The sequence below is a fragment of the Microcystis sp. 0824 genome (assembly GCF_003112475.1).
Classification (GTDB): Bacteria; Cyanobacteriota; Cyanobacteriia; order Cyanobacteriales; family Microcystaceae; genus Microcystis; species Microcystis aeruginosa_C.
Map to the genome: position 1 here is coordinate 60,393 of NZ_BDSM01000047.1, position 15,747 is coordinate 76,139.

The following is a 15,747-nucleotide window of genomic DNA, read 5'->3' on the forward strand; positions in this document are numbered from 1 at the left end:
TTTGCTCCGATTTTTTGTAGTAAAGTTATACTATTAAGGAAGCAAAGACGAAATTCTAGGGTTAAGCAATGGTTAGACAACTCGACGACAGCCCGAAAACCACAATCGTCTATCCCGATAGCGATGGTAAACCGATGGCCGACAATACAAGACAATTTCGCTGGATTACGACGATTAAAGCGAATCTAGACTGGTTATTTGCCAATAATGCCGATGTTTTTGTCGCCGGTGATTTACTCTGGTATCCCGTGGAGGGAGATAATAAGACTCGACAAGCACCCGATGTCATGGTAGCTTTTGGCAGACCAAAAGGCGAAAGAGGTTCCTATCAACAGTGGAAAGAGAACAATATCCCCCCGCAAGTGGTTTTTGAAATTCTCTCTCCGGGTAATACCCAAACGGAAATGACCAGAAAACTACTGTTTTATGACCGTTATGGTGTGGAAGAATACTACATTTATAATCCCGATAAAAATGATTTGGGTGGCTGTATTCGTCGGGAAAATCGGCTCGAAAGTCTGGAAAATCTCGATAATTGGGTAAGTCCTCGCTTGGGCATTCGTTTTCAATTGGCCCAACCAGAGTTACTCTTGTATTATCCCGATGGTCAACCTTTCACCAGTTACAACCAAGAACGACAACGGGCCGAAACGGAACGACAACGGGCCGAAACGGAACGACAACGGGCCGAAACGGAACGACAACGGGCCGAAACGGAACGACAACGGGCCGAAAGGTTAGCGGCAAAACTGCGGGAGTTAAATATTAATCCCGAAGAAACTTAAAAAAATTATCGATTGATGAAGTCGATCGAGATAGTCTCGATACAATGAAAGTAGATAAATATCAAGTCCACTAGCTAGAGTCGGAACGGTAAGCCCAGAAAAAATGCGCTAGGGCAGGGCTGACTAAATCGACGAAGCAATCGCTAAATAGGGGTAATTTCCGCCCAATTCTCCCCAATCCTGAACGGGAGAGGCAGAACCGAAGAATTTCTATAAAATTTTCGGTAAGGGTGGAAAGATCAAGTAAGTTAGCGTTAGGGCTTAATCTTCGCCACGGAAAGTAGAACTATGACAGTTTGTGAATATCGGCCAGGTTTAGAAGGAATTCCCGCCGCCCAATCGAGTATCAGCTTTGTGGATGGGCAAAAGGGAATCTTAGAGTATCGGGGCATTCGGATTGAGGAACTCGCCGAAAAAAGTACCTTCCTCGAAACCGCCTATCTCCTTATCTGGGGTGTTCTGCCCACGGGGGCGGAACTGGAAGAATTCGCCGATGAAATCCGTTATCATCGACGCATCAAGTACCGTATCGAAGACATGATGAAATGCTTCCCCGAAAAAGGTCATCCCATGGATGCGCTACAAACTTCGGCGGCGGCTTTGGGTTTATACTATGCCCGTCGGGCTTTGGATAATCCCGAATATATCCGTCAGGCAGTAGTCCGGCTATTAGCGAAAATCCCCACCATGGTGGCGGCGTTTCAATTGATTCGCAAAGGTAATCACCCCATTCAGCCCAACGATAGTCTTGATTATGCGGCCAATTTCCTCTATATGTTGACGGAAAAACGACCGACGGATTTAGCGGCGAAAGTTTTCGATGTCTGTTTGACTCTCCACGCCGAACATACCATGAATGCCTCGACTTTTTCGGCCATGGTGACGGCTTCCACTTTAACCGACCCCTACGGTGTCATCGCTTCAGCAGTGGGAACTCTCGCCGGCCCCCTTCACGGTGGGGCAAACGAGGAAGTATTGTTAATGTTAGAGGAAATCGGTTCGGTGGCTAATGTTCGTCCCTATGTGGAAAAATGTATCGCCAATAAACAAAAAGTTATGGGTTTTGGACACCGGGTATATAAAGTTAAGGATCCCCGGGCGACGATTTTACAAAACCTTGCCGAACAATTATTCGCAGAATTGGGTTCCGATGAATACTACGATATCGCCCTAGAATTAGAACAAGCAGTGGTGGATATCTACGGCGAAAAAGGTATCTATCCTAATGTGGATTTCTATTCGGGATTGGTCTATCGGAAATTAGGCATCCCCAATGATTTATTTACCCCGATTTTTGCCATCTCCCGGGTGGCCGGTTGGTTGGCCCACTGGAAAGAACAATTAAATACTAACCGCATTTTCCGTCCTACTCAAATCTACACCGGACTACACGAAGTACCCTATACACCGATCGAAGAACGTTCTTAGATTTGATCTCCTATTCTTGATGGAAACACGGTTTCTCGCCTTTGTCAATCTCACCTAGGCGAGATTTTTTGTCTCATTTCCTGTTATATTGATGGGGCAAGGAAACAGTCCAGCGGCTTTCAGCTTGGTCAGTTTCGGTGTATATAGCAAGGCAAGGTCTTTACTTCTAGATAGTCGGACAGAAAAATATTAAAGATTATGGTGAAATTTTGGCGGAGATTAACGGTATTTTTAATTTCTTGTTTATTGCTGATTTCTCTAACTGCTTGTGGTAATCCAGTTAGACGCAATCAAGTGGTCATATCGGTATTAAGTGACCCAAAAACCTTTAATGCTGTTTTATCGGCCGAATCCCCGAATATTTTTGGTTTAACCTACGAAGGACTATTAACAGAAAATCCCATTACTGGCAAAAAAGAACCGGTCTTGGCAGAATCTTGGACAATTTCCGATGATAATTTGAGCATTATTTTTACTATCAGAGAGGGTTTAAAATGGTCAGATGGTCAACCCTTAACCGTTGATGATGTGGTTTTTACCTATAAAGACTTATATCTAAATCCTGATATTCCTAACAACTACCGCGATAGTTTAAGAATAGGATTAAAAAAAGAATTTCCAGTTATCACTAAACTAGATAATCGCAGAATCGAATTTAAACTACCCGAAGCTTTTGCCCCTTTTTTAGATGCTGTCAGTTCACCGATTTTACCTAAACACGCTTTAGAAAAAACTATTCAGAAAAAAAGCCCCGATGGTAGGTTAGAATTTCTCTCCACTTGGGGGTTAGATACTCCTCCCGATAAAATTGTTTTTAATGGTGCTTATAAACTAAAAGAATATATAACGGGACAAAGGATTATTTTTGAGAATAACCCTTACTATTGGAAAAAAGATGACCGGGGACAACAATTACCCCATATAACTTCGGTAATTTGGGCAATTGTTGAATCTCAGGATACAACTTTACTACAATTTCGTTCGGGAAGTTTAGATTCTATTGGGGTAACTCCCGAATTTTTCTCCCTCTTAAAAACCGAAGAAGAAAGAGGAAATTTCACGATTTTTAACGGTGGACCTGCCTACGGAACCCAATTTATCGGTTTTAATCTCAATCAAGGCAAACGCGACGGGAAACCCCTAGTAGAGCCAATTAAATCCAGGTGGTTTAATAACTTAAATTTCCGTCAAGCTATTGCCTACGGCATTAATCGTCAAAGAATGATTGATGATATCTATCGAGGGTTAGGAGAAGCACAAAATTCTTTTCTTTCTATCCAATCGCCTTTTTACGATAAAACCCTGAAAGGTTACGATTATAATCCCGAAAAAGCCAAAGAATTATTATTAGAGGCGGGATTTAAGTATAATAGTGATAATCTGCTAGTCGATGCTGATAATAATCCCGTTAGATTTAACCTGATTACTAATGCGGGTAACAAAATCCGGGAAGCAATTGGCGCACAAATTAAAAATGATTTAGCCGCAATAGGAATTCAAGTGGATTTTCAAGCGATCGCTTTTAGCAATTTAGTTGATAAACTAAGTAATAGTCTAGATTGGGAAGCACATATTTTAGGTTTTACCGGCGATAATGAACCCCACGCCCCCAATATTTGGTATGTAGATGGAAATCTCCACGCTTTTAACCAACAACCTCAACCCGGCAGCCCTCCGATTCAAGGCTGGCAAGCGGCGGATTGGGAGAAAAAAATCGCCGATTTATACGTCAAAGGTTCCCAAGAATTAGACTTTGAGAAGCGCAAAGTTATCTATAATGAAATTCAACAACTTCAACAGGAATACGTCCCGTTTATTTATCTAGTTAATCCCCTCGCTTTGGGGGCTGTGCGTAACTGCTTTGAAGGAATACAATTCTCCGCCTTGGGTGGAGCATTCTGGAATCTCGAAGAATTAAAGAAAACCTGTGGAGGTGTTTAATGACTCATTTTGGTTTACTCTGTCCTACAACTTCTGGACATATTTATTCTCTCCTACCTTTAGGAAAAGAATTACAAAAACGCGGTCATAAAGTTACCTGTTTTTTAACTCTTGATGGTGAAGAAATGGTGCAAGCAGCCGGCTTAGATTTTCAGGCAATTGCACCCGACAAATATCCGAAAGGCACATCAGCCAAAAATTTAGCCGAAATTGGTCAATTACGGGGAACAGCCGCCGTCCGACGCACGGTAGAATTAGTAACTGATTCTACAGCGACCCTCTTTGAAACTATCCCCTAAGAGATGCGTCGCTTGGGAATTGATGCCCTAATTGTCGATCAAGTCTCCGCCTCAGGGGGTACAATCGCAGAAAAATTGGCTATTCCCTTTATCAGTTTTTGTTCGGCATTGGTTTTAAATCGCGATCCGCTTATTCCGCCCTTTATGACCAGTTGGGACTATAATCCCTCATTTATCGGGGTTATTCGCAATAAACTTGGCTATAAACTCCTTGACTCTCTGACTCGTCCCCTGAATGAGTTAATCAACCGGCAACGTCAAGAATGGGGGTTAATTCCCTATCAAAACATCAATCAACGCTATTCACCCATCGCCCAAATTAGCCAACAACCTGCCGAATTCGAGTTTCCTCGGCCAAATTTACCCGCTCACTTTCACTTTACTGGCCCCTTTCACGATTCCTCCACCAGAAAACCGATTCCTTTTCCCTACGAAAAATTAACCGGACAACCCTTGATTTATGCTTCCCTCGGTACAATTCAAAATCGCCTACAATCGGCCTTTAATGCGATCGCCGAAGCCTGTGCCGATTTGCCGGTACAATTAGTTTTATCCTTGGGCAACACCGACTCTAACATTCAAATAACGACAAAAAACGCCCTAGTTGTTCCCTACGCTCCCCAATTAGAGCTTTTAACCAGAGCCTCTCTTACTATCACCCACGCAGGCTTAAATACTACCCTAGAATCCCTAGCGCAAGCTGTACCGATGGTGGCCATTCCCATCGCTAACGACCAACCGGGGGTATCTGCTCGGATAAAATGGTCGGGGACAGGGGAAGTGATTCCGATTTCCCGTCTAGAAGTTCCCCGTTTACGAAAGGCGATTGAAAAGGTCTTATCCTTCCCCAGTTACCGAGAAAATGCCCTGAGAATGCAAAAAGCACTACAGAAGACTGGAGGAGTGAAAATGGCCGCCGATATCGTCGAAAAAGGCATTTCTACCGGCCAACCCGTCCTATCGGTATAATAGCTAGGGTCTGCTGAAAAAGTTTTTCCTGCGGACAGGGTGTCGGGTGTCGGGTTTTAAAAACGTTATCGAAAACAATTGACAAAAATCGCCCTTTATAACCCGTCCATGGCTTAACACAAACCGAAGAACTATAAAGATTAGATTGAACATTTCTGTGATTTCTGTCTAACAGCAATGGTCAGCGGTGATGAATGAACTAGAACATCGCCGCTTCATCGTGTTAGCTGGCTTGTGCTTAGAGTGTAAGTTTGCGGAGAAATCATGCGTATAGTAACTGATTATTAATACTATCAACAGTCAACGTGTTGACTAAAACACCAACCCGTTGCACGACCTCGTAGGCAGTTTTCTGAGGGACAACAATAATTCCACAATGTTCTCTGCCTTCCTCTATGAATTGAAGATGCAATCGTTCAAAATCAACTCGGTTGTGGGTGACAAGACATCTACCTAAAGAAGCTGCAAATTCTAATTGTTCGCTGTCAGTTTTGCCCAAAGTTGACTGCTCAGGAACAGTGGTGACATCTAAACCACGAGAACGCAGAAGTGTTGCAACTAACGCCGACATATCTTCGTCCATGTAAAGCGAAGCAAATATGCTCATAGCTTACCCAAAGCTGCCTTTACAGAAGGATGCACCAACTCATCGGGGACTTGGTTACGTTCAATGTACTCGTTAATTTCTGCTTGATGATCCAAATAAAAACTCAAGGCATCGAACACTTGTGCTAAGGTCAAATGAGGTAAATGAGTTGGAATTTCCTCTGGCATCACACCTAATCGCCACAGACCTACGATTGCGCGAATAGATGTGCGAGTGCCTTCAATAATTGGCTCTCCACCTAAAATCTCATTGTTTCTGGTGACATAACGTGAAAGAGTGATAATCGTCATGGAATTAGGTCTCTTAGGGAAATCGCTAATTCTATTTTAGTCAGGGACAGACATGACTTGATCATTGCATCTAGTCGCTAGAGGAATCCTAGGCTAGATGTTTTTTCGGCAACCTAACCTAGTACTCTACAATATCGTCAATCACACTACAGGGGATGCGATGCAATAACAATCATATTAATCAAGTACAAATATAGTTCTGATTAAGCCGCCAAATCTATAATATTTTTTCCCTGTAGTCGGAATTGTTACGACATCCTCATCACTGCACTTTTGCCAGCCTCCTTGTTGCGGGGAATAAATACGAGTGTATTTATTTTGGATGGCGATACATTTTCCCGTTGATATAGGGATAAAGCAATATCCATCTTGATATATAGCACCTGATATGCTAGGTTTGACTCCATTTTCTGAACATTCATATTGGCGACGAGATTGGACAATTAGGTGGCCTTTGTCTAAGGTGTCAATCTCTACTGCGACAGAGGGGAAAAAAGTGGTAGCTGCGCTTGCAAGCAGTAGATATAGTCATTTCAATTAAGATTGAGAATATCAATCCCAGAGTTCATAAGAATTTTGTCGGTCTAGACTGTATCAGACTTATCTGAAATGACTATAAGTGATCAGGTTACAATTTTTCATTCTTAATTCTCTCAACTAAGTTGTGTTTTTGAGTTAGCGAGTTGTTGTCTCAGTTGTTGAGCTTATTGGTCGCGTTGTTCCAAATAACTGTCAATTTCCTGACTATTTCCCCTTTTGCCTCTTGCACCTTGCCTTTTGCCTGTCCTCATAAGTAGCCTATACTCAACGGATTTAGTATTACCCCATTTTAGCGCCATCGCCAGAGCTTTTCCGCGTATCATAACCAAAAGCGTATTAGCCAGATTAAACAACCTCTTTTAAGTAGATTCCTAACAACAAACTGAAATAAAATAGACTTTTCGGGAAGTCTAGCACTAATTGCTTCAGTCCACCTCACAATTACCTAATTTTCGGGGAAAAAGTGCCTAAAATTTCCCCTCGATCGCTATTATGTCTGGCACTTTTTGAGGGCAAAAAAATCTAAAAATCTTAGCCAACAATGTTTTTAGATTTATTCAGCCAACCCTAAGTTAAATTTTGAGTTGATCGATTAAATCGCGCATAATTTTGGCCGAATTATGTAACTGTTGGGTTTCTCTGGGACTGAGAGCAAGATTCAGAGTTTTAATCACTCCTTTCTCATTAACCACCGAGGGAATACTTAAACACACATCTTTGAGACCGTATTGACCATCAAGGAGAGTGCTAATAGTGAGAATTCTTTCTTGGGAACGTAAAATCGCTTTAACGATATCCGTGGTAGCTAAACCGATCGCATAGCTAGTATAACCCTTGCGTTTGATAATTTCATAGGCGGCGTTTTTAACCTGAAGAAAAATTTCTGTTAAGCTTTCTTGGTCGGCCGCGCTTAAATCCTGCCAATCTCCTTCGAGTAACCTTGCTCCTCCGATATTAGCCGAACTCCACACAGCAAGCTCACTATCCCCGTGTTCACCGATAATATAAGCGTGGACGTTACGCGCATCTACATGGAGTTGGGTGGATAAAAGAGAGCGTAAACGGGCAGAATCTAACACTGTACCCGAACCAATCACCCTAGAAGGCGGAAAATGGGTGATTTTAAGGGTAACATAGGTCATGATATCGACGGGATTACTCACCACCAAAATCAAAGCACTGGGGCAGTAAACAGCCACATCCTCCAGAATACGGCGAAAAATCGCCACATTTCGCTCAAGGAGATGTAATCTGGTTTCTCCCTCTTTTTGGGCAGCCCCAGCAGTAATAATCACCACATCGGCATTTTGTCCCACATCGGCCACGGTTCCCATTTTCAAGTCTGTGGGTTCAATAAAAGGCATTCCGTGCCTTAAATCCATCACTTCCCCCTCGACTTTATCCGTGGCGATATCCTGTAGAATCAATTCATCAAAACAGTCTTGAATTAACATCGAGTAAGCGCAGGCCATCCCCACCTGACCAACACCGATAATTACCCCCTTGCGAGGACGCAGAGGTGCGGGTTTTTCAGCGTAGGGATTGGGAGTAAATATTTTATCTAGCATAGATTTTTACAATTACTGGCTCGGTAAGCTCATTTTAAGGGGAAATGGTTAATATCAGGTAAAAAGAGACTATAAACAGATTTTGAGGCCGTTATCGGCACTTTTTTTCTGGTCAGTGGTCGGACAAATTTCTTGTCTTTGATTCCCTGACCCCTAGTTTAAGAGAATTGAGGGCTGCTGACAGCTTCAGGCTATATCCTAAAATTAGGAATTAAGGTAACAGTAGGAGGCGAACCGATGATCTATCACATCACTACAGAAAGAGGTTGGCAAATAGCTCGTGAAATGGGGGAATATCGGGCGTATTCCCTAAAAAATGAGGGATTTATCCATTGCTCCACCTTAGAACAAATTCCGAAAGTTGTGGCCGCTTTTTATCAAAATCAGCCAGACTTGCTGGTTTTAGCCATTTCTCCTGAACAATTGCAGGCCCCGGTGAAATGGGAGCAGCCCCAACATCCTAACCCAGAAAATGCAACTTTAGAGCTAGAAAAAGAGACCTTTCCCCATATTTACGGTGCTATCAACCTAGAATCGGTGGTTTTTGTCAAACCCTTACAGGATTTGATCAATTCCTAGAACTAAATCATCTAACTCTTGGTAATCGGGGAGAGTAGTATCGATGCTCAACCCGCGCCGAATCACGAGGCGATCCCACTGTGGTCGCGATAATAGCTCGCTAAAGTAGCGAGCCTTGAAAATTAACAAATTTGCCTCTAGACCCGTCTTAATGCGCCCTAAATGGGGCAATCCGAGCAGATTTGCTGGGGTGAGGGTGACACTATTTACCCAGTCAGCGTAGGGTGTGTCGAGATGGGCAATCCGCACCGCTTGGGTAAAGACTTCTAAACCATCGTGATCCCCAAAACCATAAAAGGGATCGCGACAGTTATCACTGGCAAAAGCCACCGGAATTCCCGCTTTTTTCATCTCTTTTATCTTAGTTGTCCCGCGCCAAAAAGGGGTTTTTTCCTCTTGACGATCCTGTAGGTAGAGATTGCACATCGGCAAGCTAACGATAGCAATGCCCGCATTTTTGACTAAATTTAGGGTTTCTTGGATTATTTCAGGGGATTGTACCGCTAAACTGCAACAGTGACCACAGATGATTTGTCCGTCAAATTGCTCTTTGATAGCAGTACGCGCGATCGCTGCTAAACAGGTAGAATCGGAATCGCCGTTTTCATCCAGATGAAAATCGAGATTTAAACCCCTTTCTTGGGCTAATTTGAAGGTAATATCAATTTGTGCCTGTAAATCGGGATTTGTGTAGGCTACTCCCCCTAATATGCCCCCAAATTCGGCGATTTTATCGGCTAAGGCCGCTCCCTCGGAGGTTTGATAGTAGTCAAGGGAAACTAGAGAAACCGCTTGCAGGGTGATTTTACCGGCCCATTGTCGTTGCAATTCTGCCAAAGCGGTTAAGCTAATCTGTGCCTGTTGACCAAAAGAGTCAATATGAGTGCGAATAGCGGCGGTTCCGTGGGCATAACTGCATTTAACGCCAAATTCCATGCGACGATACACATCCTCTAGGCGCCACTCCCGCCGAGAATCCTCTAGGGCCATTTTTAAGGCGCTGTCAAAAGTGCCATCATGGTTAGGACAACGCTGCCAACTATGACCTTTATCGAGATGGGTGTGCATATCGACAAAGCAAGGAAAAACAATCTTTTTTTTGAGGTCAATAACGGGAATATTGTCTTCGGGGGGGATTATTGAGGTAATGCGATTAATGTTACCGTCATTAATTTCCAGATTAACTAAGGTTAATCCCTCGGCGGTTTGGGGAGAAAACCCCTCATTTTCTAGCAGGGAAACGGGAATATGAGCATTTTTGAGCCAGTAGCGCTCGCTTGAGGGAATCATAAGACCTCTGGTAAAAATCAAAAATTGTTGTTAGGGTTAGGAGTCGGTCGTCAGGCGCTAGGAGTCAGGAGTCAGGAGTTAGGAGTTAGGAGTTAGAAGTCGGTCGTCGGTCGTCAGGAGAATTAAGAATGAATAATAATCAATTATGCGGTATTAAGTAAGGAGTGTTAAATGGCATTAACAGTGCTATCTTTTCCCTGATTACTGATTACTGTTTACTGATTACTGATAAACCGGTAGGCGTGGCTTTAATTCCCAGCCATAAACTGCTAAAAATTCCTTTAATTTATCGGGGTGTAAATGGAGGTAATCGGGATTAACTTCATCGATAATGCCAATACCGCCTAAATCCCGCGCTCCTGCCGCTAAACAATCCAAGAGAAAAAGAGGATCGGGTACTAGATTCGGGGGAATTTGAATGACAATATCTGGTGGCAAAATTTCCCTAGCTTGCCTAACCAAATCGGGCAGTTTTTGCAGATTAAAAGGATTATTTTGCCACTGTTCTCTTTGGCCCGGATTGTAGGGTTGTAGGATCACTTCTTGAATATGTCCCCAACGTTGATGAAGAGCGGCAATAGTTTCTAAGGTTACTAAGCGATCGCATTCTGTTTCACCAATTCCTAATAATAACCCCGTGGTAAAAGGAATTCCTAATTCTCCCGCCCATTGTAACTGCTCTAAGCGCAGGGATGGCACTTTACTGGGAGCCTGACGATGGACAGTATTTAATAAAGTCACCGTCATTTGTTCTAACATTATACCCATAGATAGATTGACATTTTTCAGTTTTTCCATCTCGGCAAAAGTTAAAATTCCTGCATTGGTATGGGGATAAAAACCCATATTTAAAGCCAATTCTGCTAAATTATAAATATGCCGAAACCATAACTCTCGATTGGCTGCTAAAGGATGAACTTCGCCGCTAAGAATTAAAATTTCCGTAATTTCCGAACCCTGCAAAGCAGTTAAAATCTCTTTGGCTTTTTCCAAACTTAACCAGCCATCAGTGCCTAAATCCCTGCGAAAATTACAATAACTGCAACGATTGAAACACTCGTAGGTAGGTACAAGGGTATGAGAGGGACTATAGGTGACAATTCTTGACATTTTTTTCAGAATTGGAGTTCATTACGAGCATTCAAGGGCGATAAAATTTGCTATCGTGGGAAGAATTGCTGTTTTATTCACTTAAAAACGCTCTCCCTTTTCGTTTCCTCCTATGATTTTCGATCCTGCCAGTCTTCCCTCCCATCGTCAAACGATTCGCCCGATTAGCGCCACAGCCCTGCACGGAATTGTATTTCAAGATAACAAATTAATCGCTATCGACGCAAAAAACGGCTATTTATACCAAATTGCCCTCGATACTGGTCATACAACCGTACTTAATTCCCATCGCTGGCAAGAATTCGTCGGGACGACGGGATTGGCAATCGATGATCAAAATAACCTCTGGTTTACTACCCGCGAAAATCTCTACTGCTGCACTCTCGAAGATTTTACCCCGAAATTTTTCACCCGTCTTCCCTACACCGCTAACGGAGTCGCCGTAACTGCTAACACAATTTATGTCACTTGTCAACGTTCTGGACAAATCTTTATATTTGATCGCCAATCGGGACGGGAAATTACTCGTTTATACGCGCCTGGTATTGGCATCGAAAATATCACTATTCGCGGGGAAGAACTTTGGCTAACGGATACCCTAGAACAAACGGTTTACTGTCTCGATCGCGCCACGGGAGAACAGCTTTTTAGCATGATAACTCCTTTTGAATCACCGACGGGATTGGCATTTTATCGCGATGCTAACAGTGGCAAGGATATCCTATATGTAGCATATGCTTTCCAAGAACCCTGTATCCGCGATAATCCCAATTCTGAACAGGTTCACGAACTTAGTTATCGTCCGCGTACTTTTGTCCATCCTCTATATTTTCACTACGATCCCGCTAAAAAATACGCCCTTTCTAACGGTTATCTGATTGAATTATCCTACGTCGAGGAATTGGAACCCCTCTATAATATCGAACTAAAAGATGTGGAATGGCGCATCGCTTTACCCTTAGAAACACCACGGCAAAAAATTCGCAGCGTCGAAGCGGTGGGATTGCCTTTTATTGAAGAAATTCAGGACGGGCAGCGGGTGGCAGTATTTAAGTTCGAGCAAATAACCGGCAAACAACGTCATATTTTTGGGTGGAAAGTAGTATTAGAAGTGTGGGGTATTAAATACCAAATTACTCCCCAGGATTGCGAAGATTTACCCCCCTTACCCGCCGATTTTCCCGATCGCTATTTGATCGATAATGATGATCTGGCCATGAATACAGAAATTATCCTCAATGCTGCCGAAGAAGCGATCGGTCGGGAAACCAATCTCCTCCGAAAAGTTTATAGTATTCGTAATTACGTCTATGATCAGCTTTCCTACGGTATCAAACCCAACATCGACACCCCTGATATTGCCCTGCGACGCGGAGTGGGTTCCTGTGGGGAATATGTGGGTTTATTATTGGCCTTGTGTCGTCTCAATGGTATAGCCTGTCGCACGGTAGGACGCTATAAATGCCCACCCCATCCCCTCGAACGTAATTTACCCCTCGAACCGGATTACAATCACGTCTGGATGGAATTTTATCTTCCCTCTATCGGTTGGGTTCCCATGGAGTCCAATCCCGATGATATTTTTGAAGGTGGTCCCTATCCCAATCGTTTCTTTATGGGTTTAGCTTGGTATCACACGGAAATTGCCAAAGATATCCCCTTTGAACGAATGCTCAGTCAAGGACAACCGGTGTTAAAAACCCAAGTTCCCATCGGCGATTTAGCGATTAATCACGTTCAATTCGTCATTCTTGAGGAATTAGCCCCAAAAGACTAGAATTCTGAGCCATCATCTAGGATCCCCATTTCTCTATCTCTTTCTTCTTTGAGTTCTTTGACCATTTGTAAACTCGCACCCACACAGAAGCCAATTGCTGCCCCAGCACCAGTCAAATAACGTCTATAGATGATTTGATAGTTATAGGGATTTTTATAGTTGACTTGGCTAGGATTGCGTTCAATGCGGCTAATGCCATAACCAATACCAGCACCAACTAAAGCGGTCACTAGGCCTGAAAATAGAACTAGACGAAAGTTCATGATCTTATCTCCCGATCGACTCTGACTTTAGATTATCGCTGAAAATTAGTTAATGGCAAGCTATCGCAATAATTTGTTAAGTAGTCGTGCCAAATTAAATTAATCCCATTGAGATGTGTAATTAATTTTGCTTAGGTACTTATTAAGTAAATAAACTGGCATCAACCCGAAAATATGCCCCCAAAGACCTAGCTTCTGACTTATTGATGCTGCGTTGTCCATTAATTATTTGCTCCACCGCATCAGGGGAACCCAAAATAGTAATTAGCTCTGGATATTCTATCTCGTTAGCTTCTATCAGATGCCGTAAAGTTGCTAAAGGATTTCTGTCAGGAATTGGATAATTATCCGCCTCGAACCTTTCGATCAAACTAATCAATAAGTCCAGTAAAGCCTCCTCCTCTAAACTAAGTTCCGAGCGATTTTACAATTCTTGAGCAATTGCGCTCGCTCGCTCGTTTTCCACCTCTGTGGTGATTGCTTTTGGTTGATAGTGAGCGAGTAATTCTCCATAGGTTTTAGAATTAAAAGTAAGCATCATTTTTCCAATTTCCTTTATCGTACTCGGCGTGGGGAAGAATATATTTAATATAGATAGTCTGTCGTCTATAAACTAGATCTACAATTAGACGAAAGTGATTTCCTTTAATGTTAAAAACAGTGAAATTACCAACAGATTCAGCACTTTTATAAGTGGCTTGCACATCGATTAGATTTTGCCATGCCGCTTTACTAGCGACTCTATACCAATCCTAGAGAGACTCGCAGGAATTAGCATTAGTGATACAGAAATCGCGAAGTATTCGACGGCTAATTACCCGCATAATACAAATATACTTTTGACAGTTTCTGTCAATAGCAATTATACCTCAATATCTAGGCTAACTCAAGCTGGCGGGCTGATTTGCTCACACTTTACATTGCCTAAAATGGTAGCACTTGGGGCTAGTGGGGAGGTTTTTCCGCTTACCAATCCAGATAGGCTAAATTGAGAATATCAGGGGCATTGATGCCTAAAGGGAGACAAAATGTATTAGGCTAAAAACTAAACTATTTTGGCCAGATTTCTTTGAAGACCTCCTCAGCCTACTTATTGGTGTTCCACGGTAGTCGCGATCCGCGTCCAGCCATGGCGGTGACGCAATTAGCAGCCTTAGTTCAAGAAAAAATCAGTCAACCCGCCGAAAGATTGGCGAGTAAATCGGAGTTTAGCCCATCTTTAGCGGTTCTAGAAGCAGATAATCGGGTATTAGTAGGGACTGCCGCCCTAGAATTAGCGATAACACCGCTCCATCAACAAATAGAAGCTTTTGCCCAACAAGCACAAAGCCAAGGATGTAACCGATTGCAGATTATCCCCCTGTTTCTCCTGTCGGGGGTTCACGTTAAAGAAGATATTCCCGCGGCCGTGGCCAAAGTGCGATCGCCGATCAAGCTAGAGTTAAGGCCCCATTTAGGCAGTTATCAGGGCATAAAATCGCTGTTATCCCGACAATTTGCCGATTTAAGCCCCCAAGATCGCATTTTACTGTCCCACGGTAGTCGTCGCCCCGGGGGTAATCGGGAAGTGGAAAATCTAGCGGCGTTTTTTGGGGCAATTACAGCTTATTGGTCGATAGAACCGAGTTTATGCCAACAAATCGAGAGTTTAATCGCTCAAGGTAGCCAAAAAATCGCTATACTGCCCTATTTCCTCTTTGCTGGTGGAATTACGGACGCAATCGAAGCCCAAGTTTTTGAACTAGCACAAAAGCATCCAAATGTCAATATATTTTTAGGTAAATCTTTAGGAGCGACGGGGGAATTAGCCGAAATTATTGTTGAGGAAGGATGTAGATGAAACGGGCAGCGATCGCTCTGGGCAGTAATTTAGGAGATTCAGCGACAATTTTAGGGCAAGCTTTAGGGGAATTAGAGCGAGTCAAAGGAATTAAACTAGAAGCTCATTCCCAATGGCATCAAACCGCAGCCGTCGGACTGCCTCAGCCCGATTATCTCAACGGCGGCGCCATTGTGCAAGTGGATTTATCGCCCCTAGATTTACTGCATAAATTATTAGAAATCGAGCAGTTATTCGGGAGAGTCCGACGGGAAAGATGGGGACCGCGTACCCTCGATTTAGACTTAATATTTTATGAAGACCTGATCTTAGAAACACCCGAATTACAGATACCCCATCCCCGCTGCCGAGAACGGGCCTTCGTGCTGCTTCCCCTGGCAGAAATTGCCCCCGATTGGCGAGATCCCGTAACCGGAAAAACTATCCTTCAGCTATTGGCGCAATTGGGATTGGCGGAGTAG

At 43.2% G+C, this 15,747-nt stretch carries 14 protein-coding genes and 2 pseudogenes; 8 read left to right on the forward strand and 8 right to left on the reverse strand.

Annotation, left to right across the window (positions count from 1 at the left end; translation table 11 throughout):
* The first annotated feature begins 68 nt into the window (after positions 1–68).
* The 4 genes and pseudogenes from N0824_RS15715 to N0824_RS15730 all read left to right on the forward strand — a co-directional run bounded on the left by N0824_RS15715 (position 69) and on the right by N0824_RS15730 (position 5,422).
* Entirely contained in the window at positions 69–785 is a 717-nt protein-coding gene (locus N0824_RS15715; protein WP_108937430.1) for a Uma2 family endonuclease, read from the forward strand.
* 288 nt (positions 786–1,073) lie between these two features.
* On the forward strand, positions 1,074–2,213 hold the full coding sequence (locus N0824_RS15720) for a citrate synthase (RefSeq protein WP_108937431.1): 1,140 nt from the start codon (positions 1,074–1,076) through the stop codon (positions 2,211–2,213).
* Positions 2,214–2,411: 198 nt separating this feature from the next.
* Positions 2,412–4,154, forward strand: a complete 1,743-nt coding sequence (locus N0824_RS15725) for an ABC transporter substrate-binding protein (protein ID WP_108937432.1) — start codon at positions 2,412–2,414, stop codon at positions 4,152–4,154.
* Positions 4,154–5,422 (forward strand): annotated as a pseudogene (locus N0824_RS15730) (glycosyltransferase). The gene N0824_RS15725 and the pseudogene N0824_RS15730 overlap by 1 nt, the downstream one beginning before the upstream one ends.
* Before the next feature lie 262 nt (positions 5,423–5,684).
* Here the strand turns inward: N0824_RS15730 and N0824_RS15735 are convergent.
* The 3 genes from N0824_RS15735 to N0824_RS15750 form a co-directional block, all read right to left on the reverse strand.
* Positions 5,685–6,029, reverse strand: coding sequence for a DUF5615 family PIN-like protein (locus N0824_RS15735; RefSeq protein ID WP_002794977.1), 345 nt, complete (start codon positions 6,027–6,029; stop codon positions 5,685–5,687).
* Positions 6,026–6,319 (reverse strand): DUF433 domain-containing protein, encoded by a 294-nt coding sequence (locus N0824_RS15740; protein ID WP_002794978.1) that lies wholly within the window; start codon positions 6,317–6,319, stop codon positions 6,026–6,028. The genes N0824_RS15735 and N0824_RS15740 overlap by 4 nt, the downstream gene beginning before the upstream one ends.
* Positions 6,320–7,431: 1,112 nt before the next feature.
* Positions 7,432–8,427 carry an L-lactate dehydrogenase gene (locus N0824_RS15750; protein WP_108937434.1) on the reverse strand — a complete coding sequence of 332 codons (996 nt, stop codon included), beginning with the start codon at positions 8,425–8,427 and terminating at the stop codon, positions 7,432–7,434.
* Between the two features lie 237 nt (positions 8,428–8,664).
* Between N0824_RS15750 and N0824_RS15755 the strand changes: the two genes are divergently transcribed.
* The gene (locus N0824_RS15755) at positions 8,665–9,006 is read left to right on the forward strand and encodes a DUF952 domain-containing protein (RefSeq protein WP_108937435.1); all 342 of its coding nucleotides are present in this window, start codon (positions 8,665–8,667) and stop codon (positions 9,004–9,006) included.
* Here N0824_RS15755 and N0824_RS15760 read toward each other — a convergent pair.
* The gene (locus N0824_RS15760; RefSeq protein ID WP_108937436.1) at positions 8,983–10,296 is read right to left on the reverse strand and encodes a cytosine deaminase; all 1,314 of its coding nucleotides are present in this window, start codon (positions 10,294–10,296) and stop codon (positions 8,983–8,985) included. The genes N0824_RS15755 and N0824_RS15760 overlap by 24 nt on opposite strands.
* Before the next feature lie 222 nt (positions 10,297–10,518).
* A complete protein-coding gene (cofG, locus tag N0824_RS15765; protein ID WP_108937437.1) occupies positions 10,519–11,406 on the reverse strand; it encodes a 7,8-didemethyl-8-hydroxy-5-deazariboflavin synthase subunit CofG in 888 nt (295 codons plus the stop codon).
* Between the two features lie 112 nt (positions 11,407–11,518).
* Between cofG and N0824_RS15770 the strand changes: the two genes are divergently transcribed.
* Entirely contained in the window at positions 11,519–13,183 is a 1,665-nt protein-coding gene (locus tag N0824_RS15770) for a transglutaminase domain-containing protein (protein WP_108937438.1), read from the forward strand.
* On the opposite strand, the gene N0824_RS15775 is transcribed toward N0824_RS15770, so the two are convergent.
* The 3 genes and pseudogenes from N0824_RS15775 to N0824_RS15785 form a co-directional block, all read right to left on the reverse strand.
* Positions 13,180–13,446 carry a hypothetical protein gene (locus N0824_RS15775; protein ID WP_108937439.1) on the reverse strand — a complete coding sequence of 89 codons (267 nt, stop codon included), beginning with the start codon at positions 13,444–13,446 and terminating at the stop codon, positions 13,180–13,182. The two genes, N0824_RS15770 and N0824_RS15775, sit on opposite strands and share 4 nt — an antisense overlap.
* 142 nt (positions 13,447–13,588) lie before the next feature.
* On the reverse strand, positions 13,589–13,825 hold the full coding sequence (locus N0824_RS21935) for a type II toxin-antitoxin system HigA family antitoxin (protein ID WP_233256459.1): 237 nt from the start codon (positions 13,823–13,825) through the stop codon (positions 13,589–13,591).
* Positions 13,826–13,970: 145 nt separating this feature from the next.
* Positions 13,971–14,270 (reverse strand): annotated as a pseudogene (locus N0824_RS15785) (type II toxin-antitoxin system HigB family toxin).
* A gap of 305 nt (positions 14,271–14,575) precedes the next feature.
* On the opposite strand from N0824_RS15785, the gene N0824_RS15790 reads away from it, so the two are divergent.
* Complete coding sequence (locus N0824_RS15790; protein ID WP_108937456.1) at positions 14,576–15,286, forward strand: sirohydrochlorin chelatase; 711 nt, start codon at positions 14,576–14,578, stop codon at positions 15,284–15,286.
* The gene (folK, locus tag N0824_RS15795; protein ID WP_108937440.1) at positions 15,283–15,747 is read left to right on the forward strand and encodes a 2-amino-4-hydroxy-6-hydroxymethyldihydropteridine diphosphokinase; all 465 of its coding nucleotides are present in this window, start codon (positions 15,283–15,285) and stop codon (positions 15,745–15,747) included. The genes N0824_RS15790 and folK overlap by 4 nt, the downstream gene beginning before the upstream one ends.

Coding starts and splice junctions, on each gene's coding strand:
- N0824_RS15740 (WP_002794978.1), bottom strand. CDS start 6,319: ATGACGATTATCACTCTTTCACGTTATGTCACCAGAAACAATGAGATT.
- N0824_RS15720 (WP_108937431.1), top strand. CDS start 1,074: ATGACAGTTTGTGAATATCGGCCAGGTTTAGAAGGAATTCCCGCCGCC.
- N0824_RS15770 (WP_108937438.1), top strand. CDS start 11,519: ATGATTTTCGATCCTGCCAGTCTTCCCTCCCATCGTCAAACGATTCGC.
- N0824_RS15715 (WP_108937430.1), top strand. CDS start 69: ATGGTTAGACAACTCGACGACAGCCCGAAAACCACAATCGTCTATCCC.
- folK (WP_108937440.1), top strand. CDS start 15,283: ATGAAACGGGCAGCGATCGCTCTGGGCAGTAATTTAGGAGATTCAGCG.
- N0824_RS15775 (WP_108937439.1), bottom strand. CDS start 13,446: ATGAACTTTCGTCTAGTTCTATTTTCAGGCCTAGTGACCGCTTTAGTT.
- N0824_RS15790 (WP_108937456.1), top strand. CDS start 14,576: ATGGCGGTGACGCAATTAGCAGCCTTAGTTCAAGAAAAAATCAGTCAA.
- N0824_RS15755 (WP_108937435.1), top strand. CDS start 8,665: ATGATCTATCACATCACTACAGAAAGAGGTTGGCAAATAGCTCGTGAA.
- N0824_RS15750 (WP_108937434.1), bottom strand. CDS start 8,427: ATGCTAGATAAAATATTTACTCCCAATCCCTACGCTGAAAAACCCGCA.
- N0824_RS15760 (WP_108937436.1), bottom strand. CDS start 10,296: ATGATTCCCTCAAGCGAGCGCTACTGGCTCAAAAATGCTCATATTCCC.
- N0824_RS15735 (WP_002794977.1), bottom strand. CDS start 6,029: ATGAGCATATTTGCTTCGCTTTACATGGACGAAGATATGTCGGCGTTA.
- cofG (WP_108937437.1), bottom strand. CDS start 11,406: ATGTCAAGAATTGTCACCTATAGTCCCTCTCATACCCTTGTACCTACC.
- N0824_RS15725 (WP_108937432.1), top strand. CDS start 2,412: ATGGTGAAATTTTGGCGGAGATTAACGGTATTTTTAATTTCTTGTTTA.